We start from the raw sequence: 21,649 nt of genomic DNA on the forward strand, positions 1-21,649 counted from the left end.
GTTATCCGGTGAAGGGGAGGGTGACGGCGAGCAGCACCTGCGCGGCCAGGCACAAGGCCTGACGGCGCAGCAGGGCCAGGGCGGCCTCGCTGCGTGCAGGCCAGCCGCGTGGATCGTCGGCGGTCGGTTTCAGGCGCAGTTCGAACAGGGCGCGGTCCAGGGCCAGGGTATCGGCGGGCAGGTCGTCGCAGTTGGCGAGCCGGGCGAACAGCTCGGCATCCAGGGCAACGCGTATGGCCCAGTACTTGTGTGCCAGGCCAAGCGCCAGCAACGCTGCGCAGAACACTCGGGGCAGCGCTGGCAACGGCGCGCCCAGCATGGGCACCAGGCTGCAGGCCAGGGCCAGCAAGGTGATGCCGTCCGACCAGCGCTCCAGTTGGCGACCACGGGCGAGCAGGCTGGCGACGACGAGCAGGTTCATGGCCGGGTCTCCAACGGCTGCAGGGCCTGGCGGTGGGCTGGATGCAATACCACGCCGGGTCGCGCCTGGCGCATCAGTGTTTCGGCATGCGCGATTGCCTTGCAGCGGCCGCTGACCACCAGCCAGGCGGCGACCGCGCTGGCGCTGCGCGAGTAGCCGAGCGCACAGCAGACCAGTACCGGGCCGTGCCGGCGCAGGTGTTCGATAGCCTCGGCAGCTTGCTGCAAGGTCTGCGTGTCAGGGGCGACCAGGTCCAGTGACGGCAGATTCAGGTAGGACTGCGAAGCCTGTGGCGTCTGCTCGTGGGAGCGCGCTTGCCCCGCGAGGAGGACCCCGCAGGCCAGCTCCGCGCTGAGGTCGATCACCACCGGGAACTGCACCGCATCATCCGCGCCCGGCACACGCCCGAGGTACACCCCCTCGCACACCTCATCCGCCTGCGGGTGCCGCCAGGTCCACAGCCTTGAATTGATCCAGGCCCCAATCAGGTAAGGCGCCAGCAATGCCGTCGCCGCGACCGACAGCCGGCCATCGCTGCCTTTCTGGAAACCTTGCGGCCCGAACAGCGCATAGTTCAACGCTACCAACAGCAGTGAAAACCCAGGCCAGAGCAGCCACAAGGCGGTGTGTCCCAGCTTGAAGCCGAGCACGGCCAGCACCAGCGCGCCCAGTCCATAACGCAACGCCAGCCGCCAGCGTTTGGGGTCGCGTGCCAGGCGCGCCTGCTGCCAGGGCAGCGGCCCTTGTTGCGGCCACAGCCACAGGCAGACGAACCCGGCCAACGCCCCGGTCGGTACATCGATGAAGTGATGCTGCCAGGTGCTCAGGACCGACAGCCCGATCAGCCCCATCCAGCCGTGCACCAGCCAGCGCCTGGCTGGATGCCGTGTATGGCGGGCAAACATCGTCCAGATGATCACCAACAGCGCGATATGCAGCGAAGGCGCCTGGTTGTAGGGCTTGTCGAAGCCCATCAGCACATCGAACAGCCAGCCGAACAACCCCGACAGCTCGGGGCGCTCGAAGGTGAAGCGCAGCGGCCAGAGCAGGAAGCAGGCCACGCAGATCACCTGTGCGGTGAGCAATGCCAGGGCATGTCGGTCCATCTCGCGACGTGTACGCGGCAGCAGGAACGACAACCCGTACAGCAGGTCGATCGACCAGTACGGGATGATCGTCCACGGCCACAGCGGCATGTGACGTTCCCAGGCGAACACCAGGCTGCCGATATCGTCGCGTCCGGCCGTGTAGGTGTTGGCCAGGCCATAGCTGAGGAAAAACAACGGCCCGAGCAACAGCAGCCAGAGCACGCCGCGGCGGATCAGCCCGGCTTCACGGGCCATCAACGCGCCCGCTGCGCCAGGCTGACGCTGAAGATGCCCCATTCATCGATGCGCTGGGTGATCTTGCGGAACCCTGCGGCCTCGACCAACTGATCCATCTCTGCCTGGCTGCGTCGGCGCATCACCCAGGCCTGGCCGCCGCGGTGGCTGGTCAGGGCGCGGGCGATCATCTCCAGCTGCGGATGCCAGGGCTGGCCGGTGTAGACCAGGTAGCCGCCGTCCTCGACGGCATCGGCCAAGCCCGCCAGCGAATTGCCGACCAGCTCGTTGCTGGCGAACAGCTCGTAGAGCCCTGAGACCACCGCGAGGGTGGGGCGCGGCGTGAGGCTGGCCAGGCTTTGCCGATCGAAGGCATCACCCTGGATGAAGCGGGCGATCTCGCCAAGGTCCTTCTCGGTGATCAGTGCATTGCCCTGTTGCACGTTCAACTCGCTGTAGTCGCGCAGCAGGATCGAGTCGGGCAGTTGCTGCAGGCCTTGCAAGGCCTCGAGGATATAGCGGCCATGGCCGGCGGCGATATCGACGATGTGGACCGGGCGCTGTTGCTCGCGCAACTGGGCGATGGCCAGGCGCAACAGCTCCTCGACGTTCAGCTTGCGCTGGCGGATACCGCGCCAGCCGATGGCGTCCAGGTAGTTCCGGTCGACCAGCTCGCCCAACCGGCCTTTGCCGGTCGGCGTATTGCGGTAGACGTAGTCGAGGGTGGAGCCGGAGTCGAAGCCGGTGTCGAAGCCCAGTTTCACCCCCTCGGACAGGCCTTTGCCCAGCCGCAGGCCGGCACGGGTGGCGCGCCAGTAGAGGTCGCGTGGCGAATGGCGTGGCAACGGCGCAGCCAGGCTCTCGGCCTCGGCGCAGCTGGCGCCGCTGCGGTCGGCGTCGAGCAACGCCGGCCGCGCTGGCGGCGCGTCGAAGCAGTGCGCTATGAAGCGCTCGATCCGCGCCAGGGCGTGGGCGCGGTCGCGCTCGCCGAGGGTATCGTGGAAGAAGCCGGGCAGGATGTGCTTTTCCTTGCGTGCGCTGCCCAGGCGATCGAAGAACTGCTCCTGCGGCTTGCGCTCGACCACCAGGTCCGCGCCGGAGATCAGCAGTTGCGTCGGCACCTGGATCGCCTGGGCGTCGGCCACCACGCGGTCGGCGGCGTCATACAGGCCCAGCAGCATGGTGACCGAAATGGGCCGGCTGATCAGCGGGTCGGCGACATACGACATGACCCGCTCCGGGTCATGGGTCAACAGGCGCGGCTTGACGTAGCTGTTGACGAAGAAGTTGCCGCGCAGGGCCTTGAGCAGCTTCAGCCCGGGGCGGGCGAAGGGCACGTAGAGCTTGACCTTGAACGCCGGCGAGGCGAGCACCAGGCAGCGCACCCTGGGCGCATAGTCGTGGGCCCAGGTGGCGATCAGTACCGCGCCGACGCTTTGCGCCAGCACTACCATGTCCGCCTCGGCGATGCCGTGACGGGCCTGAAGATGCTCGATGAAGGTCTGTACGTCGCGCACGCTGGTGGCGAAGCCCGGGCTGTCGCCGCGTGCTCCTGGCGATTGGCCATGACCACGGGCGTCCCAGGCGAAGAAATCATAACCGGGCATGTTCAGTTCGTCGGCCAGGTGGGCCATGCGCCCGCCGTGCTCGTGGCCGCGGTGGAACATCACCACGGCGCGGCGTGGTTGATGCTCGTTGCGCGTGGCGGGCCAGTGACGATAGTGCAGCTCGACGCCGTCATGGGTGCAGAAATGCAGCGATTGCGCTTGGCGCATGGCGAATATCCTTGTCCGGCAGCGAGGGGCTCAGCGGGTTTCGGCCAGGCCGTGGCGAACCCGGTTGTACAGGGTATAGAGCGAGAGCAGCAGGATCACCAGCAACAGGCCATTGATCCAGCTCGCGGCCAGCAGCCCGAACGCCACGCCGGTGCCCAGCACGCCGAAGGCGAAGGCCCGGTCGCTCTTGCCCATCGGCCCGTCGTAGCGGCGTGACGCACCAGCCAGCGGGCCCATTACCCCGGCGTATTCGCTGATCACGGCGAACACCACCACCAGCACCACCAGTGTCGGCGAAACGCCCGGCAGCAAGGCAAACGGCAGGTACAGCGCGGTGTCGGCGATCACGTCGCACAGTTCATTGAGGTAGGCGCCGAGCCTGGACTGCTGGCCGAACTCGCGGGCGAGCATGCCGTCGACCGCGTTCAGCGCCATGCGCAGCAGCATCCACAGCGGTATCAGGATGAACAGCCAGGAGACCTGGTGCTGCCAGGCGAGCAGCAGGCCAAGGAGGATGGAGACCGCGGCGGCGGCGACTGTGACTTGGTTGGCGGTGACGCCACGGTCGTACAGGCGCTGCACCGAAGGGCGCAGCAGCGCCTGGAAGCGGGGTTTGAGCTGGTAGATGGATGGCACGGCGAATTCCCTGTCATGGTGCGGCATGGGCGCGATTGTGGGGAATCAGGCCGGGCGCAGGCAAGGGGGCAGGTGAGGGCTTTCTCCTGGTTTCGTGACGCAGCGCTGCAAAGCGGCGCCGCTCTCAGGGAATCCAGCGGTCGCGCTGCTGCAAACGCCACCCCAGCCACCCCAGCGTTACTGCCCGCAGCACCATGAAGCCGAGGAACGCCCACCACAGCCCATGGTTGCCGAACCCGCGCATGGCAAGCGCCAGGGGCAGCGCAACTGCCACCGACAGCAGCATCGCATTGCGCATCTCGCGGGCCCGCGTCGCGCCGATGAACAGGCCGTCGAGCAGGTAGCTCCACACGGCTACCAATGGCAGCACCGCCAGGTAAGGCAGGTAGGGATATGCCGCGTCGCGCACGCTGGCGATGTCGGTTTGCAGGTCGATGAACAGGTGCCCGCCCAGCAAAAACAGCACGGCGAACACCAGGCTGACGATCAGTGACCAGCCGCAGGCCACCACCAGTGCCTGCTTCAGGGCACTGCGGTCACGGGCGCCGATGGCATGGCCGCACAGGGCCTCGACCGCATGGGCCAGGCCATCGAGGGCATAGGCGGTGAGCATCAGGCCATTGAGCAGCAGGGCATTGGCCGCCACCGTCGCCTCGCCCAGGCGCGCACCCTGCACGGTGAGCAGCAGGAACACCAGTTGCAGGGCTAGGCTGCGCAGGAAGATGTCGCGGTTGACCGCCAGCAGCGGCCGCCAGCTCTGCCAGCGTTTCAACGCGGCCCAGACGACCTGCCCGGGGTAGGCGCGCAAGGCCGGGCGGGTGAGGGCCAGGCCGAGCAGGGCAGCGCTCCATTCGGCGATCACCGAGGCCCGCGCCGAGCCGACCACCCCCCAGTCCAGGCCAAGCACGAACCACAGGTTCAGGGCGATGTTGAGCAGGTTGGTGGTCAGCAGGATCGCCAGTGGCGCCCGGGCGTTCTGGGTGCCGAGGAACCAGCCGACCAGGGCATAGCTGGCCAGTGCTGCCGGCAGGCCGAGCAGGCGGGTGTGGAAGAAGGCTTCGGTCGAGGCATGCAACGCCTCGCTAGGCTGCATCGCCTGCAGTGCAAGCTGGCTGAAGGGCAGGGCCAGCAGGCCGATCAGCACGGCGAAAGCCAGCGCCAGCAGCAACCCCTGCACCAGTACCTGGCGCAGCGCGGCGCCGTCGGCGCGGCCGGCGGCCTGGGCGGCGAAGCCGGTGGAGCCCATGCGCAGGAAGCCCAGCAGGCCGACCATGAAGGTGAACAGCGTGGCGCCGACGGCCACCGCGCCCAACTGATGGGCATGGGGCAGGTGGCCGATCACCGTGCTGTCGACCAGCGCCACCAGCGGCACCGAGATGTTGGACAGGATCATCGGCGCGGCCAGGGCCCAGACCTTGTGGTGGGTGGGGCGGTTGCGCCAGGCGGTGGACAGTGAAGACATGCGGGCTCCAGCGGGGTGCAGTAGGGCAATCGCGGGGCAAGCCCGCTCCCACGCTTTGGACTGCCCCGCGATTGCCGAACGGATTGTACCGGCCCGGCAACCTATTGGCGCGAACACAGTCTCACTTGCCGCGCATCGCCAGGTAAGCTTCGAGCCGTTGCGCTATAGTTGCCTCCCTCATGTACACGCTGCCGAAGAGTTCTCTCTCAAATGCTCAACAAAGGATTGTTGCTGGCCTGCGCGCTGGCCCTGCTCAGTGCCTGTGATTCCTCCACCCCGGACAAGCCTTCGGTGCCTGCCGATGCCGCCACTGCCGTCGCGCCCGTCGAAACCAGGACGGCCAAGCGCGAAGATCCGGCGGTGCTCGCCAAGCGCTACGCCGGCCGCGAGCTGACCGTGCTGGACGTCTCGGAAGTGCAGCTCGACGGCGCCAGTACCCTGTCGGTCAGCGTCTCCGCGCCACTGGACGCCAACCAGGACTTTGCCGGCAAGCTGCACCTGGTCGATACCGTCAAGGGCAAGGTCGACGGCGCCTGGGAGCTCTCGGACAACCAGATGGAACTGCGCCTGCGCCACCTGGAGCCGCAGCGCAAGATGGTCCTGACCATCGACAAGGGCCTGCTCTCGGTCAACGGCAACCAGCTGCAGGCCGAATCGGTCAGCCGCTTCGAGACCCGCGACATGCAGGCCACGGTGGGCTTCGCCAGCCGCGGTTCGCTGCTGCCCACGCGCCTGGCCGAAGGCCTGCCGGTGATTGCCCTGAACGTCGACAAGGTCGATGTCGAGTTCTTCCGCATCAAGCCGGACATGCTCTCGAGCTTCCTGGTCAACTGGGGGCGCAACAGCAGCCTTTACTACTACCAGTCCAAGGAAACCCTGGAGATGGCCGAGCTGGTCTACAGCGGCCGTTTCGACCTCAACCCGGCGCGCAATACCCGCGAAACCGTGCTGTTGCCGATCGCTGGGATCAAGCCGCTGCAGGAGCCTGGCGTGTACCTGGCAGTCATGCGTGCCTCGGGCACCTATGACTACTCGCAACCGGCGACCCTGTTCACCCTGAGTGACATCGGTGTCTCGGCGCACCGCTATCGCGACCGCCTGGACGTGTTCACCCAGGCCCTGGAGGGCGGCAAGGCGCTCAAGGACGTCACCCTCGAGCTGCACGACGACAAGGGCAAGCTGCTGGCCCAGGCCAAGACCGACGGCGACGGCCATGCGCAGCTGCCGATCACCGCCAAGGCCGATACGCTGATCGCCACCCAGGGCGTGCACACCACCCTGCTGCGCCTGAACACCGCGGCGCTGGACCTGGCCGAGTTCGACATCGCCGGCCCCCAGGCCAACCCGCTGCAGTTCTTCATCTTCGGCCCGCGCGACCTGTACCGACCAGGCGAGACCGTGCTGCTCAACGGCCTGCTGCGCGACCAGGACGGCAAGCCGGTCAAGGCCCAGCCGGTGAACGTGGAAGTACGCCGCCCCGATGAGCAGATCAGCCGCAAGTTCGTCTGGGAGGCCGACCAGAACGGTCTGTTCCAGTACCAGCTGCAACTGGCCAGCGAAGCGCCGACCGGCCGCTGGCAGTTGCTGCTCGACATGGGCGGTGGACGCAAGCAGGTCTACGAATTCCTTGTCGAGGACTTCCTCCCCGAGCGCCTGGCGCTGGAGCTCAAAGGCAGTGCCGCGCCGCTGGCGCCGGACCAAACCGCCACGATCCAGGTCAATGGCCGTTACCTTTATGGTGCGCCTGCCACCGGCAACCGCCTCAGTGGCCAGGCGTACGTGCGCCCGCTGCGTGAAGCGGTGAAGGCGCTGCCGGGCTACCAGTTCGGCGCGGTCACCGAGACCGACCTGAACCAGGACCTGGAACTGGACGAAGTCACCCTCGACCAGAACGGCAAGGCCCGCATCGACATCGAAAGCCGCTGGGCTGAAGCCCGCTCGCCGCTGCAACTGACCGTGCAGGCCAGCCTGCAGGAGTCCGGTGGTCGGCCGATCACCCGGCGCCTGGAGCAGCCGATCTGGCCTGCCGAGCGCCTGCCGGGCCTGCGCGGCCTGTTCGACGGCGAAGAAACCGACGGCGATGGCCCGGTAGAATTCGAGTTCCTGGTGGCTGACCGCAACGGCAAGAAGCTGGCCGCCGACAACCTGAAAGTGCGGCTGATCCGCGAGCGCCGCGACTACTACTGGAACTACTCGCAGAGCGATGGCTGGAGCTACAACTACAACGAGAAATTCCTTACCCAGGCTGAAGAAACCGTCAGCGTGAAGGCAGGTTCCACCGCCAAGCTGAACTTCCAGGTGGAGTGGGGCCCGTACCGCGTCGAGGTGGAAGACCCGCAGACCGGCCTGGTCTCCAGCGCCCGCTTCTGGGCCGGCTACCGCGCCCAGGACAACGCCGAGGGCGGCGCCGTGCGCCCTGACCAAGTGAAGATCGCCCTGGACAAGCCAGCTTACCAGGAAGGCGGCACCGCCAAGGTCACCGTCACCCCGCCGGCCGCCGGCAGCGGCTACCTGATGATCGAGTCCGCCGACGGCCCGCTGTGGTGGCAGGAAATCGAGGTGCCGGCCGAGGGCAAGACCTTCGATGTCGAACTGGACAAGAAGTGGGCGCGCCACGACCTGTACATCAGCGCCCTGGTGATCCGCCCGGGTGAGCGCAAGGCCAACGCCACGCCGAAACGTGCCGTGGGCGTGCTGCACCTGCCGCTGGACCGCGCCGAGCGTAAGCTGGCCGTATCGCTGCAGGCACCGGAGAAAATGCGGCCCAAGCAACCGCTGACCGTCAAGGTCAAGGCGGTCAACGCCGATGGCAGCGTGCCCAAGCAGGTGCATGTGTTGTTGTCGGCGGTGGACGTGGGCATCCTCAACATCACCGACTTCAAGACCCCCGATCCGTTCGCCAGCCTGTTCGGCCGCAAGGCCTACGGCGCCGACCAGCTGGACATCTATGGCCAGTTGATCGAAGCCGGCCAGGGCCGCCTGGCCAGCCTGGCCTTCGGCGGTGACGCCGCCATGGCCAAGGGCGGCAAGCGCCCGAACACCACGGTGACCATCGTCGCCCAGCAGAGCCTGCCGGTCACCCTCGATGAAAAAGGCGAGGGCCAGGCCAGCGTCGATATTCCCGATTTCAACGGTGAGCTGCGGCTGATGGCCCAGGCCTGGACCGAGGAACACTTCGGCATGGCTGAAGGCAAGACCGTGGTCGCCGCGCCGCTGATCGCCGAGCTGTCCGCGCCGCGCTTCCTCGCCGGTGGCGACCAGACCCGCCTGGCGCTGGACCTGGCCAACCTGTCCGGCCGCGCCCAGCAACTGAGCGTGCAGGTGTCCAGCGAAGGCCAGCTGAGCTTGGTTGGTGGCGCGCAGCAGAACTTCAGCCTCGCCGAAGGTCAGCGCACCACCCTGATGATCCCGGTGCAGGCCCAGGGTGGCCTGGGCCAGGGCAAGGTCCGCGTGCAGGTCAACGGCCTGCAGCTGCCGGGTGAGCCGGCCAGTACCTTCGAGCGTGAATGGACCCTGGGTATTCGCCCGGCCTACCCGGCGATGCTCAAGCACTACCGCGTGGCCCTCAAGGACCAGCCCTGGAGCCTGCCCGACAGCGACCTGGCCGAGTTCGAGCCTGCGGGCCTGGAGGCCAGCCTGGCGTTGTCGAGCCGCCCACCACTGAACCTTGCCGAGCAGATCCGTGCCCTGGAGGCTTACCCCTACGGCTGCCTGGAGCAGACCACCAGTGGCCTGTACCCGTCGCTGTATGCCGATGCCGACAGCCTCAAGCGCCTGGGCATCAAGGGTGAGCCGGCCGATGTGCGCAAGCGCAAGATCGAGATGGGCATCGAGCACTTGCTGGGCATGCAGCGCTACAACGGCAGCTTCGGCCTGTGGAGTTCGGACAGCGAGGAGGAATACTGGCTGACCGCCTACGTCACCGACTTCCTGCTGCGCGCCCGCGAGCAAGGCTACGGCGTACCGGCCGAGGCGCTGAAGAAAGCCAGCGAGCGCCTGCTGCGCTATGTGCAGGAGCGCAACCTGATCGAAGTCGACTACAGCCAGAACGCCGACCACACCCGCTTCGCCGTGCAGACCTACGCTGGCCTGGTGCTGGCGCGCAGCCAGCAAGCGCCGCTGGGCGCCTTGCGCAGCCTGTTCGAGCGCCGCGCTGACGCCCGCTCCGGTTTGCCATTGGTGCAACTGGCGGTGGCGCTGGACAAGATGGGCGACAAGCAGCGTTCGCAGCAGGCGCTGCAGGCGGGCCTGGCGGTCACCCGCGGCAAAGGCTGGCTGGCCGACTACGGCAGCGCCCTGCGTGACCAGGCGTTGATCCTGGCCCTGCTGCAGGAGAACAACCTGGCCGCCAATCAGGTCGATCAGCGCCTGTTCGGCCTGTCCGACGAGCTGGCCGCCAACCGTTGGCTCTCCACCCAGGAGCGCAACGCGCTGTTCCTCGCCGGGCGTGGCCTGCTGGGCAAGCCGGAAGGCAACTGGAAGGCCCGCCTGGACAGCGCCGGTGAGGTCCGCGAGTTCGACAACAATGACTCGGGGATGAAGCTCGAGGGCCCGCTGCTGGCCTCGCCATTGACCGTGCAGAACCAGGGTGGCGAGACCCTGTACCAGCAGCTGACCCTGTCCGGCTACCCGCGCCAGGCGCCGGCCGCCAGCGGCAATGGCCTGGAAATCCGTCGCGAATACCTGGGCATGAATGGCCAGACGCTGGATGTGCGCAACCTGCGCAGCGGTGACCTGGTGCTGGTGCACCTGGCGCTCAAGGCGCAGGACCAGGTGCCCGACGCCCTGGTGGTCGATTTGTTGCCGGCAGGCCTGGAGCTGGAGAACCAGAACCTGGCGCAGAGCGCCGCCAGCCTGGACAACGCCAGCAGCGCGGTGAAGCAATGGCGCGAGTCGATGCAGAACGCCAGCGTGGTGCACCAGGAGTACCGCGACGACCGCTATGTGGCCGCGCTCAAGCTCGACAGCTACGGCACCACCCACCTGCTGTACCTGGCCCGTGCGGTGACGCCGGGCAGCTACCGCATTCCGCCACCGCAGGTGGAGTCGATGTACCGGCCCAACTTGCAGGCGGTAGGTGATAGCCAGGGCGAGATGATTGTAAGAGCTCGCTGACCCTCAAGCTGTGAGCTGCAAGCTACAAGAGAAAGCAGTCGACGCAGGCTGCTTTCAACTTGTCGCTTGTAGCTCCAAGCTTGCAGCTGCTTTCAATGCACCACCCAGCTCAACACCCACAGCCCCAGCAACGCCCAGATGATCCCGAGGATGATCGATGCGCGCATGAATGCGCGGACCGCCGAGTACAGCAACATCAGGCCGACGATAAGCGCCAGGATGCTCACCAGCGAGGTGTCCATTCCAAGCGTGCGCGCCAGGCCATCGATGAAATTGCCACCGGCGTTGGCCAGCAGGTTGAACAACCCGCTCAAGCCATCGACGATGAACCGGATCACCGAACCCAGTGCCTGGCCCAGCCATTCGAAAAAACCTTCTACATGCATAGTCGCTTCCTGATCAACGAATCGGCGATTCCCAGCCTTTGGCCATCACCTGGCCCGGTCGGTTCCCGATGCCAAGCTTAGCGCGCCCGCGCCTGACCAGGCTGCTGCGGCGTTTCGCCGTCAGCGTGCTGCTGGGCATGGCCCTGCTGTGGTTGGCCGACCGTATCTGGCCATTGCCCATGCCAGGCGACGACCTGGCGCGGGTGGTGTTGGCCGAGGACGGCACACCGCTGTGGCGCTTCGCCGACGCCGACGGCGTGTGGCGCTATCCGGTCAGCCCGCAGGAAGTCTCGCCGCTGTACCTTGAAGCCCTGCTCGCCTACGAGGACCGCTGGTTCTATCATCACCCCGGCGTCAACCCCATGGCCCTGGCCCGGGCTGCCTGGCTCAACCTGCGTGGCGGGCGGGTGGTGTCCGGCGGCAGCACCTTGTCGATGCAGGTGGCGCGCCTGCTCGACCCGCACGACCGCACCTTGCCCGGCAAGCTGCGCCAGCTGTGGCGCACGGCGCAGCTGGAGTGGCACCTGTCCAAGGACGAGATCTTGCAGCTGTACCTCAACCGGGCACCGTTCGGCGGCACCTTGCAGGGCGTGGCAGCGGCCAGTTGGGCGTACCTGGGCAAGTCGCCGAAACACCTGACTCCGGCCGAAGCCGCGTTGCTCGCCGTGCTGCCCCAGGCGCCGAGCCGGCTGCGCCCGGACCGCCACCCTGAACGCGCCCAACGGGCCCGGGACAAGGTGCTGCAGCGCCTGGCCGAGTACCAGGTATGGCCAGCCCAGCGCATCGATGAGGCGCGTGAAGAGCCGCTGTTGCTGGCGCCACGCCAGGAGCCGGCGCTGGCGCCGCTGCTGGCCCGGCGCCTGAATACGCCGAACAGCCCGCCACTGATCCGTACCACCCTGGATGCCGCCTTGCAGCGCCGCCTCGAGGACTTGCTGATGGGCTGGCGTGCCCGCCTGCCCGAGCGCACCTCGGCGGCGTTGCTGGTGGTCGAGACACAGAGCATGGCCGTGCGCGCGTATCTCGGCTCCATCGACTTGAACGATGAGCGCCGCTTCGGTCACGTGGATATGGTCCACGCCCTGCGTTCGCCCGGTTCGACCCTCAAGCCGTTCCTCTACGCCATGGCCATGGATGATGGCCTGATCCACTCCGAATCGCTGTTGCAGGATGTGCCGCGGCGCTACGGCGACTACCGCCCCGGCAACTTCTCCATGGGCTTCAGCGGCCCGGTGTCGGCCAGCTCGGCGCTGGCACTGTCGCTGAACCTGCCGGCGGTGCAACTGCTCGAGGCCTACGGCCCGAAACGCTTCGCCGCGCAGATGCGCATGGGCGGGATGCCGCTGGTGCTGCCGCCGCTGGCCGAGCCGAATCTGTCGCTGATCCTCGGTGGCGCAGGCAGTCGCCTGGAGGATCTTGTCGGAGGCTATGCCGCGCTGGCCCGCGGAGGGCTGAGCGCGCAGGTACGCCTGCAACCTCAGGACCCGCTGGTGGAGCGCCGCTTGCTGTCGCCGGGTTCGGCCTGGATCACCCGGCGCATTCTCAGCGGCTTGGCGCGGCCGGACCGTGACCCCCACGCCGAGCTGGTGCAGCGTCCGCAATTGGCCTGGAAGACCGGCACCAGCTATGGCTTTCGCGATGCCTGGTCGGTGGGCGTCGGCCCGCGCTACCTGATCGGCGTGTGGATCGGCCGCCCCGACGGCACCCCGGTGCCGGGCCAGTTCGGCCAGGCCTCGGCGGCCCCTTTGATGCTGCAGGTGCATGACCTGCTGAGCAACCGCGACAGCCAACGCGGTATCGAAGTGCCGGTCGAGCCGGTGCCGGCGTCGGTCGGTGTGGCGGCGATCTGCTGGCCGTTGGGCCAGCCGATGAACCGCCAGGACCCCAACTGCCGTCGCCAGCGCTTCGCCTGGACCCTCGACGCCACCACGCCACCGACCTTGCAGGCCGCCGACCAGCCTTTGGGCCTGGGCTTGCGCGAGACGGTGTGGCTCAACGAGCAAGGACTGCGTGTCGATGCATCGTGTCCTGGAGCCAAGGCCCAAGACATTGCCTTGTGGCCGGCCCCGCTCGAGCCGTGGTTGCCCCGGGTCGAACGTCGAGCGGCGCGGCTGCCGGCCGTTGATCCCGCCTGTCCACCGCAGGTGGTGAGCAGCGCGCCACCGCTGTCGATCGTCGGTGTGCGCAGTGGCGACAACCTGCGCCGCCCGGCCACCAGCCACGAGCCGTTGCAGTTGCGTGTGTCGGCATTGGGCGGGGCAGGGCGGCGCTGGTGGTTCCTCAATGGCCAGCCCTTGGGCGAGACCCAAGGGCAGGACAGCTTGCCGGTAAGGTTCGAGCAGGCCGGGCGCATCGAGTTGAGTGCTTTGGATGAAAGCGGTGAAACGGCGCGGGTGCAGTTCCAGGTCAGCGAGTGAGCCCGTTGCCCAGGCTCAGCCTTTGACCGGGTTCAGGTCGAAGGCATTGGCCTGGTACTGGAACAGCAGGCAATCCGCAGCCGCGGTGCAGCCACTTTCATGCACGAGGTTGGCGGGCAGTTTGTAGTAGGCGCCTGCCGAGTACTCCACCCGCTTGCCATCGATCACCGCGTAGAAGGTTCCGCTCAACACCACGGTCGGCAGGGTCTGGCTGTGGGTATGCAGGCCATTGTCGGTGCCTTTGCGGAACTTCACGTAGGCCGAATACGGCCCCTTGCCGAAGAGGTCGCCTTCGACATTGGCGTAGCTGACAGCGCCTTGGGTGCCGGGCACCTGCTGCCATTTCAGCGAGGTGCTGTCAGGGACCGAGCTCAGGGTGTCGCCAGCGGCGCTGGCGGTGATGGCAATCGCGGCCAGGGAGAGGCCGGCGAACAGGGTGTGCAGTGCTTTCATGGGGAGGCTCCTTCGCCAAGTGACAATGGACGAAGGTTAAATAATCAATATGCGCACAAATACATCTTAAATTTGCCATGTCTTGTGCGTTCTAAGCACAAATCAATGCCGCCATCGCGGCTCTGCGTAGTACCCCTGCACGTAGTCGAGCAGTGCCCGTACCTTGGGGGCCACATAGCGGCTCTGCGGGTAGACCGCGTACAAGGTTCGCGAGGGCAGCGACCAGTCCGCCAGCACCGGCACCAGGCGCCCGTCGCGCAAGGCATCGTGGGCGATGAAGCGGTCGAAGCTGGCGATCCCCAACCCGCCGATCGCTGCCGCGCGCAGGGCCATTGGCGAATTGGCGCTCAGCCGCTGGGGCATCAGCAACTCACGGCGCTCGCCGGCGGGGCCGGTCAGTTGCAGGCGTTGTGGGTGCGGCAAGCGGCTGTAGCCGAGCAGCGGGTGGGCAGCCAGGGCTTCGGGTGTGGTCGGCGTACCGTGGCGCTCCAGGTAGCAAGGGGCGGCCACCAGCACCACCTCGCTGTCCGCCAGCCTGCGGGCCACCAGGCTGGAGTCGGGCAGGTGGTCGGTGACCCTCAGGCAGACATCGATGTCTTCTTCCAGCAGGTCGATGAAGCGGTCGCTGCAATGCAGTTCCACCTGCAATCGCTCGTGACGTCCGACGAAGTCCGGCAGCCAGTGTCCCAGCTCCAGCTCCCCAAAGGCAGTGGCCACACCCAGGCGCAGCGTGCCGCTAGGCTGTTGTTGATGCTCGGACAGTTCAAGGTTCATGGCCTGCATCTGCTCGAGAATCCGTGTGCAGTGGCGATAGAACAGCGCCCCGGCCTCGGTCACTTGCAGGCGCCGGGTGGTGCGGTTGAGCAGTTGCGTGCCGAGATGGCGTTCGAGGTGCTTCACCTGGCGCGACAGCACGGTGTGGGAAACGCCCGCCTGGTGGGCGGCGGCGCTGAAGCTGCCGAGGTCGACGACCCGGCGGAAGGTCTGCATGGCGCTCAACTGGTCCAATGGCACATCACTCCTTGCAGCGAACGGCGGGGCCCTGGCGGCCCCGCGTCGTCGCGGGTCAGCGCCGAACCAGCAGCACCCCGCTTTCCATATGGTGGGTGTAGGGGAACTGGTCGAACAGCGCGCAGCGTTCGATACGGTGGGTATCGTGCAGTTGGGCGATGTTCTGCGCCAGGGTTTCCGGGTTGCAGGAGATGTACAGGATGCGCTCGAAGCGACGGGTCAGCTCACAGGTGTCCGGGTCCATGCCGGCACGCGGCGGGTCGACGAACACCGTGCCGAACTCGTAGCTCTTCAGGTCGATGCCTTCCAGGCGGCGGAACGGGCGGACCTCGTTCAGGGCCTGGGTCAGCTCTTCGGCCGACAGACGCACCAGGCGCACGTTGTTCACGCCGTTCTCGTCGAGGTTGTGCAGGGCGGCGTTGACCGAGGTCTTGCTGATCTCGGTGGCCAGCACCTGGCGGGCGCGGGTGGCCAGCGGCAAGGTGAAGTTGCCGTTGCCGCAATACAGCTCGAGCAGGTCGTCCTGGCGTTCGCCCATGGCCTCGAAGGCCCAGCCGAGCATCTTCTGGTTCACCGCGCCGTTGGGCTGGGTGAAGGCGCCTTCGGGCTGGCGATAGCTGAAGGTGCGCCCGGCGATGTCGAGCTTCTCCACCGCGTAGTCGCGGCCGAACACCACGCGCTTGCCTTTCGAGCGGCCGACCACGCTGACACCGAGGTCGGCGGCCAACTGCTGCGCGGCGGTCTCCCAGGCCTCGTCCAGCGGGCGGTGGTAGCACAGGGTGATCATCGCATCACCGGCCAGGGTGGTGAGGAACTCCACCTGGAACAGCCGGTTGTCGAGGTCTTCATTGGCCTGCCAGGCGGCTTTCAGGCGTGGCATCAGCGCATTGATGCGCTCGCTGGCGATCGGGAAGTCGTCGATCAGGATGGCCTTGTGCTTCTCGCCCGGGGCGAACATCGCATAGTGGCGCTGGCCGCCTTCGCGCCACAGGCGGAACTCGGCGCGCAGGCGGTAGTGCCCGCGCGGCGAGTCGAACACGACCGGCTCCGGCGCGTCGAACGGGGCCAGCAGGTCGCGCAGGCGGGCGGCCTTGGCCGCCAGTTGCGCGTCGTATTGCGTGGGATCGTAGGCAGCACTCATGCGGGGAACCAACCCAGCTTGATGACGAACAGGATGGACAGGATCACCAGCGCCGGGTTCAGGTCATGGCGACGGCCGGAGATCAGCTTGATGGCGGTCCAGGCGATGAAGCCGAAGGCGATGCCGTTGGCGATCGAGTAGGTCAGCGGCATGGCCAGGGCGGTCACCACCACCGGCGCGGCTTCGGTGACGTCGTCCCAGTTGATCTCGGCCAGGCCCGAAGCCATCAGTACGGCGACGAACAGCAGCGCCGGGGCGGTGGCGAAGGCCGGCACGCTGCCGGCCAGCGGGGCGAAGAACAGCGCCAGCAGGAACAGGATGGCGACCACGATCGCGGTCAGGCCGGTGCGCCCGCCGGCGCTCACGCCCGCCGCCGATTCGATGTAGCTGGTGGTGGTGGAGGTGCCCAGCAGCGAACCGGCCATGGCGGCGGTGCTGTCGGCGATCAGGGCGCGGCCCATCTTCGGCATGTGGCCGTCCTTGCCCATCAGGCCGGCGCGCTTGGCCACGCCGATCAGGGTGCCGGAGTTGTCGAACAGGTCGACGAACAGGAAGGCGAAGATCACGCTGATCAGGCCGACGTCCAGGGCGCCGGCGATGTCCAGCTGCAGGAAGGTCGGGGCCAGCGACGGCGGCATCGAGACCACCCCGCCGAACGGCGTGACGCCCAGCGCGATCGCGGCCACGGTCACCGCCAGGATGCCGATCAGCACGGCGCCGCGAACCTTCAGCGACTCGAGGGCGACGATCAGGAAGAAGCCCAGGGTGGCGAGGATCGGCGCGGGCTTGCTGAGGTCGCCCAGGCCCACCAGGGTGGCCGGGTTATCGACGACGATGCCGGCGTTATGCAGGGCGATCAGCGCCAGGAACAGGCCGATGCCGGCAGCAATGGCCGAGCGTAGCGGCAGCGGGATGCTGTTCACGATCCATTCGCGGATGCGGAAGATCGACAGCAGGAAGAACAGCACCGCGGAAAGGAACACCGCGCCCAGCGCCACCTGCCAGGTGTGGCCCATGTGCAGGACCACGGTGTAGGTGAAGAAGGCGTTCAGGCCCATGCCTGGTGCCAGGGCGATCGGGTAGTTGGCGATGATGCCCATGGTCACCGAGCCGATGGCCGCGGCCAGGCAGGTGGCGACGAAGAGCGCGCCCTTGTCCATGCCGGTCTCGCCGAGGATGCTCGGGTTGACGAACAGGATGTAGGCCATGGCCAGGAAGGTGGTGACGCCCGCGAGAATCTCGGTGCGCACGTTGGTGTTGTGTGCTTTTAGTTGAAACAGCCTTTCCAGCATGCCTGCTCCCCGGGCGCCCTCGCGCCGTGAATGTATCGACCCCAACAGCAAAGCACAGACCGTACCGGGTGCCGTGGTTTTGTGTGGGGTGGAAAAAAGCCGCGCATCATACCAGCAAGGATGGCGGGGGCCTATGGCCATTGGGAGAGAGGCCATCCGGGCCCTCTCGCGGGTTTTTGGCCTCGCGAGGGGGCGAACACGGTTTTCAGCCGCTATGCATACGGTCGCGATGGGTCAACGTCGGGAACAGCTTCATCCATACCCCGGTCACCAGCAGCGTGCCCACGCCACCGAGCACCACCGCCGGGACTGTGCCAAACCAGTGCGCGGTCAGCCCCGACTCGAACTCGCCGAGCTGGTTCGAGGCACCGATGAACAGCCCGTTCACCGCGCTTACCCGGCCGCGCATCTCGTCTGGCGTCTCCAACTGCACGAAGGCGCCGCGGATGACCATGCTGATCATGTCCGCCGCGCCGAGCACCACCAGCACCGCCAGGGAGAACCAGAACGAGGTCGAGAGGCCGAAGGCGATGGTCGCCACGCCGAACACGCCGACCGAGGCGAACATGATCAGGCCTACCTTGCGCTCCACCGGGAAGCGCGCCAGCCACAGCGACATCAGCAGCGCGCCCACTGCCGGCGCCGAGCGCAGCAGGCCCAGGCCCCAGGCGCCGGTGAGCAGGATGTCCTTGGCGAACACTGGCAGCAGCGCGGTGGCGCCGCCCAGCAGCACGGCGAACAGGTCCAGGGAGATGGCGCCGAAGATGTCCGGGCGGCTGCGGATGAAGCGCACCCCGGCCAGCAGCGATTCCAGGTTGGCCCGACCACGCTGGGGCAGTTGCTGGCGCGCGTCGAGGCTCAGGGTCAGCAGGCAGGCGATGAGGTAGAGGGCCACGGTCGGGCCGTACACCCAGGTACTGCCGAAGGCGTAGAGAAAGCCGCCGACGGCCGGGGCGACGATGGTCGCCGACTGGGTGGCCGACGCCGACGCCGCCACGGCCCGTGGGAACAGCCCTGGCGGCACCACGTTGGGCAGCAGCGCCTGGGTCGCCGGCATCTCGAACGAACGGGTGGCGCCGAGCAGGAAGGCGAGGATGAAGATCAGCTCGCGGCTGACGTTGTCGCTGACGCTGCCCAGGGCCAGCGCCAGGGCGATCAGCGCCTGCAGGGTCTGGCACAGGGCGGCCACCTTGCGTCGGTCGTAGCGGTCGGCGACATGGCCGGTATGCAGCATGAACAGCACCCGGGGCGCGAACTCGACCAGTCCGACCAGGCCCAGGTCGAGGACATTTCCGGTCAGTTGGTAGAGATGCCAGCCAATGGCCACGGTGAGCATTTGGAAGCCGCTGGCAGTGAATACGCGGGCCAGCCAGAAGGCCAGGAACGGGCGGTGATGACGCAGCAATTGCGGGGCGGAATCGGACATCGGGGGGCTGCAGCCTCGAGATAGAGGGGCCTGCAGGGTAACATCTGTTTGTAACAAATAGTTGCTGAAAGTCGCGTGGATCAACCATCGCGACTTCGCAAAAGAGGGTGAGGCAACGGGTCACGCGGCAATCAACCACACATCCGGATGGGGCATTCAGGACTATGCTTCCATTCAGTCGTTGATCTGGATCAATCGTTCCAGATGCAACGATCTTGGCCTTCGGGCCGGAATCCCCGCGATCGAACAGAACAATTCCAACGCGCCGCACTCGATACCCGTGGGGGCAGTGGGCGACAGGCCATGAGCCCGGTCGCCGGATTACCTGAAGAGGAAGCACCATGTTCGGATTGGAAGCCCTAGAGCTCGCCCGAATCCAGTTTGCCTTTACCGTGTCCTTTCACATCCTGTTCCCGGCCATCACCATTGGCCTGGCGAGCTACCTGGCGGTCCTCGAAGGCCTTTGGCTGAAGACCGGCGACAACACCTACCGTGACCTCTATCACTTCTGGTCGAAGATCTTCGCCGTGAACTTCGGCATGGGGGTGGTCTCGGGCCTGGTCATGGCCTACCAGTTTGGTACCAACTGGAGCCAGTTCTCCGATTTTGCCGGTTCCATCACCGGCCCCCTGCTGACCTACGAGGTGCTCACGGCATTCTTCCTCGAGGCCGGTTTCCTCGGCGTCATGCTGTTCGGCTGGCACCGTGTCGGCCGGGGGTTGCACTTCTTCGCCACCTGCATGGTGGCGCTCGGCACGCTGGTGTCGACCTTCTGGATCCTCGCCTCCAACAGCTGGATGCAGACGCCCCAGGGCTACGAGATCGTCAATGGCCAGGTGATTCCGGTGGACTGGTTCGCGGTGATCTTCAACCCGTCCTTCCCCTATCGCCTGATGCACATGGCAACCGCGGCGTTCGTCGCCACCGCGTTCTTCGTCGGCGCCTCGGCGGCCTGGCACCTGCTGCGCGGGCGGGACAACCCGGCGGTGCGCAAGATGCTGTCGATGGCCATGTGGATGGCCCTGGTGGTGGCGCCGATCCAGGCCGTGATCGGCGACTTCCATGGCTTGAACACGCTCAAGCATCAGCCGGTGAAGATCGCCGCCATCGAAGGCCACTGGGAGAACAAACCCGGTGAGCCGACGCCGCTGATCCTGTTCGGCATTCCCGACATGCAGGCCGAAACCACGCGTTTCAAAGTCGAGATTCCGGCCTTGGGCAGCTTGATCCTGACCCACAGCCTGGACAAGCAAGTGCCGGCGATGAAGGAGTTCCCACCTGAGGACCGACCCAACTCGACCATCGTATTCTGGTCGTTCCGAGTCATGGTCGGCTTGGGCATGTTGATGATTTTTGTCGGCCTGTGGAGCCTGTGGCTGCGCAAGCGCGGCACCCTGTATAGCTCGCGGCCGTTCCTCTACCTGACCCTGTGGATGGGCCCGTCGGGGTTGATCGCGATCCTCGCCGGCTGGTTCACCACCGAGATCGGCCGCCAGCCGTGGGTGGTCTACGGATTGATGCGCACCGCCGACGGGGTGTCCAACCATAGCTATGCCCAACTCGGCTTTACCCTGGTGATGTTCGTGGTGGTCTACTTCGCGCTGTTCGGCACCGGTCTGGGCTACATGATGCGCCTGGTGCGCAAAGGGCCCAAGACTGGTGAAGGCGATGAGCACACCCCAGGTGGCCCTGGCCAGAAACGTACGCCGGCGCGGCCGCTGTCCGCCGCCGATGAAGGCCATGAGGCCGACTCCAGCAGCCTGAGCAAGGGGAACTGAGATGGGTATCGATCTTCCGCTGATCTGGGCCGTGATCATCATCTTCGGCGTCATGATGTATGTGGTAATGGATGGTTTCGACCTGGGCATCGGCATGCTCTTCCCCTTCGTCCAGGACGAGCGTGACCGCGATGTGATGATGAACACGGTCGCCCCGGTATGGGACGGCAACGAGACCTGGCTGGTGCTGGGCGGGGCGGCGCTGTTCGGGGCTTTCCCGCTGGCCTACTCGGTGGTGCTCGAGGCACTGTACCTGCCATTGATCCTGATGCTGGTGGGCCTGATCTTCCGTGGCGTGGCCTTCGAGTTCCGCTTCAAGGCCCGGGCCCACAGGCGCCATATCTGGGACAAGGCCTTCATCTGGGGCTCGCTGGTGGCGACCTTCTTCCAGGGCGTGGCGCTGGGAGCGTTCATCGAAGGCTTCAAGGTGGTCGACCGCAAGTTCACTGGCGGCACCCTGGATTGGCTGACCCCGTTCACCGTGTTCTCGGGCCTGGGCCTGATCGTCGCCTACACGCTGCTGGGCTGCACCTGGTTGATCATGAAGACCGAAGGGCCCTTGCAGCAGAAGATGCATGACATGGCCCGACCACTGGCGCTGGTGCTGCTGGTGGTCATCGGCATCGTCAGCCTGTGGACGCCGATCGCCTACCCGCAGATCGCCGAGCGCTGGTTCAGCATGCCCAACCTGATCTGGTTCATGCCGGTGCCGATCCTGGTGCTGGTGACCTTCTACGGGTTGCTGCGGGCGGTGGCGCGTAACGCCCACTACACCCCGTTCCTGCTGACGCTGGTGCTGATCTTCCTCGGTTACAGCGGGTTGGGCATCAGCCTGTGGCCGAACATCATCCCGCCGTCGATCAGCATCTGGGATGCCGCGGCGCCGCCACAAAGCCAGGGCTTCATGCTGGTGGGCACGCTGTTCATCCTGCCGTTCATCCTCGGGTACACCTATTGGAGCTACTACGTGTTCCGCGGCAAGGTGACCCATGAAGACGGCTATCACTAGGAGCG

General features: G+C 66.6%; 15 protein-coding genes. 4 read left to right on the top strand and 11 right to left on the bottom strand.

Translation table 11 applies throughout. The features are described 5' to 3' along the window. Nucleotide 1: 1 nt before the first annotated feature. The 5 genes from KHO27_RS25585 to KHO27_RS25605 form a co-directional block, all read right to left on the bottom strand. The gene (locus tag KHO27_RS25585; protein ID WP_214500961.1) at nucleotides 2-421 is read right to left on the bottom strand and encodes a hypothetical protein; all 420 of its coding nucleotides are present in this window, start codon (nucleotides 419-421) and stop codon (nucleotides 2-4) included. Continuing rightward, complete coding sequence (locus KHO27_RS25590) at nucleotides 418-1,764, bottom strand: phosphatase PAP2/dual specificity phosphatase family protein (RefSeq protein WP_214500962.1); 1,347 nt, start codon at nucleotides 1,762-1,764, stop codon at nucleotides 418-420. Before KHO27_RS25590 ends, KHO27_RS25585 begins: the two co-directional genes overlap by 4 nt. Then, entirely contained in the window at nucleotides 1,764-3,518 is a 1,755-nt protein-coding gene (locus KHO27_RS25595; protein ID WP_214500963.1) for a bifunctional alpha/beta hydrolase/class I SAM-dependent methyltransferase, read from the bottom strand. Before KHO27_RS25595 ends, KHO27_RS25590 begins: the two co-directional genes overlap by 1 nt. Nucleotides 3,519-3,548: 30 nt before the next feature. After that, the gene (locus KHO27_RS25600) at nucleotides 3,549-4,154 is read right to left on the bottom strand and encodes a CDP-alcohol phosphatidyltransferase family protein (protein WP_102684572.1); all 606 of its coding nucleotides are present in this window, start codon (nucleotides 4,152-4,154) and stop codon (nucleotides 3,549-3,551) included. 124 nt (nucleotides 4,155-4,278) lie between these two features. Further along, the gene (locus tag KHO27_RS25605) at nucleotides 4,279-5,616 is read right to left on the bottom strand and encodes an MATE family efflux transporter (RefSeq protein ID WP_214500964.1); all 1,338 of its coding nucleotides are present in this window, start codon (nucleotides 5,614-5,616) and stop codon (nucleotides 4,279-4,281) included. A 210-nt stretch (nucleotides 5,617-5,826) separates the two neighbouring features. Between KHO27_RS25605 and KHO27_RS25610 the strand changes: the two genes are divergently transcribed. Continuing rightward, complete coding sequence (locus KHO27_RS25610) at nucleotides 5,827-10,731, top strand: alpha-2-macroglobulin family protein (protein WP_214500965.1); 4,905 nt, start codon at nucleotides 5,827-5,829, stop codon at nucleotides 10,729-10,731. A gap of 92 nt (nucleotides 10,732-10,823) precedes the next feature. Here KHO27_RS25610 and KHO27_RS25615 read toward each other — a convergent pair whose 3' ends face one another. Continuing rightward, nucleotides 10,824-11,117, bottom strand: coding sequence for a hypothetical protein (locus tag KHO27_RS25615; protein ID WP_023631497.1), 294 nt, complete (start codon nucleotides 11,115-11,117; stop codon nucleotides 10,824-10,826). 68 nt (nucleotides 11,118-11,185) lie between these two features. Between KHO27_RS25615 and pbpC the strand changes: the two genes are divergently transcribed. Then, nucleotides 11,186-13,534 carry a peptidoglycan glycosyltransferase PbpC gene (gene pbpC, locus KHO27_RS25620; RefSeq protein WP_214500966.1) on the top strand — a complete coding sequence of 783 codons (2,349 nt, stop codon included), beginning with the start codon at nucleotides 11,186-11,188 and terminating at the stop codon, nucleotides 13,532-13,534. Nucleotides 13,535-13,549: 15 nt separating this feature from the next. Here pbpC and KHO27_RS25625 read toward each other — a convergent pair whose 3' ends face one another. From KHO27_RS25625 to KHO27_RS25645, 5 genes are all read right to left on the bottom strand, one after another. Beyond that, nucleotides 13,550-13,987, bottom strand: coding sequence for a cupin domain-containing protein (locus KHO27_RS25625; RefSeq protein ID WP_214500967.1), 438 nt, complete (start codon nucleotides 13,985-13,987; stop codon nucleotides 13,550-13,552). A gap of 102 nt (nucleotides 13,988-14,089) precedes the next feature. Continuing rightward, nucleotides 14,090-14,995, bottom strand: coding sequence for a LysR family transcriptional regulator (locus KHO27_RS25630; protein ID WP_110704077.1), 906 nt, complete (start codon nucleotides 14,993-14,995; stop codon nucleotides 14,090-14,092). A 58-nt stretch (nucleotides 14,996-15,053) separates the two neighbouring features. Continuing rightward, complete coding sequence (gene trmA, locus KHO27_RS25635) at nucleotides 15,054-16,139, bottom strand: tRNA (uridine(54)-C5)-methyltransferase TrmA (RefSeq protein WP_214500968.1); 1,086 nt, start codon at nucleotides 16,137-16,139, stop codon at nucleotides 15,054-15,056. Further along, on the bottom strand, nucleotides 16,136-17,431 hold the full coding sequence (locus KHO27_RS25640) for an NCS2 family permease (protein WP_038707321.1): 1,296 nt from the start codon (nucleotides 17,429-17,431) through the stop codon (nucleotides 16,136-16,138). The genes trmA and KHO27_RS25640 overlap by 4 nt, the downstream gene beginning before the upstream one ends. 205 nt (nucleotides 17,432-17,636) lie before the next feature. After that, nucleotides 17,637-18,857 (bottom strand): MFS transporter, encoded by a 1,221-nt coding sequence (locus KHO27_RS25645; protein ID WP_110704081.1) that lies wholly within the window; start codon nucleotides 18,855-18,857, stop codon nucleotides 17,637-17,639. Nucleotides 18,858-19,198: 341 nt separating this feature from the next. Here KHO27_RS25645 and KHO27_RS25650 point away from each other — a divergent pair, with 341 nt between their 5' ends. Continuing rightward, a complete protein-coding gene (locus KHO27_RS25650) occupies nucleotides 19,199-20,635 on the top strand; it encodes a cytochrome ubiquinol oxidase subunit I (protein ID WP_110704083.1) in 1,437 nt (478 codons plus the stop codon). Nucleotide 20,636: 1 nt separating this feature from the next. Continuing rightward, nucleotides 20,637-21,644 (top strand): cytochrome d ubiquinol oxidase subunit II, encoded by a 1,008-nt coding sequence (cydB, locus tag KHO27_RS25655; RefSeq protein WP_102684552.1) that lies wholly within the window; start codon nucleotides 20,637-20,639, stop codon nucleotides 21,642-21,644. The last annotated feature ends 5 nt before the right edge of the window (nucleotides 21,645-21,649 follow it).

Origin of the sequence: Pseudomonas sp. RC3H12 (assembly GCF_018596375.1) — a bacterium.
Lineage (GTDB): Bacteria > Pseudomonadota > Gammaproteobacteria > Pseudomonadales > Pseudomonadaceae > Aquipseudomonas.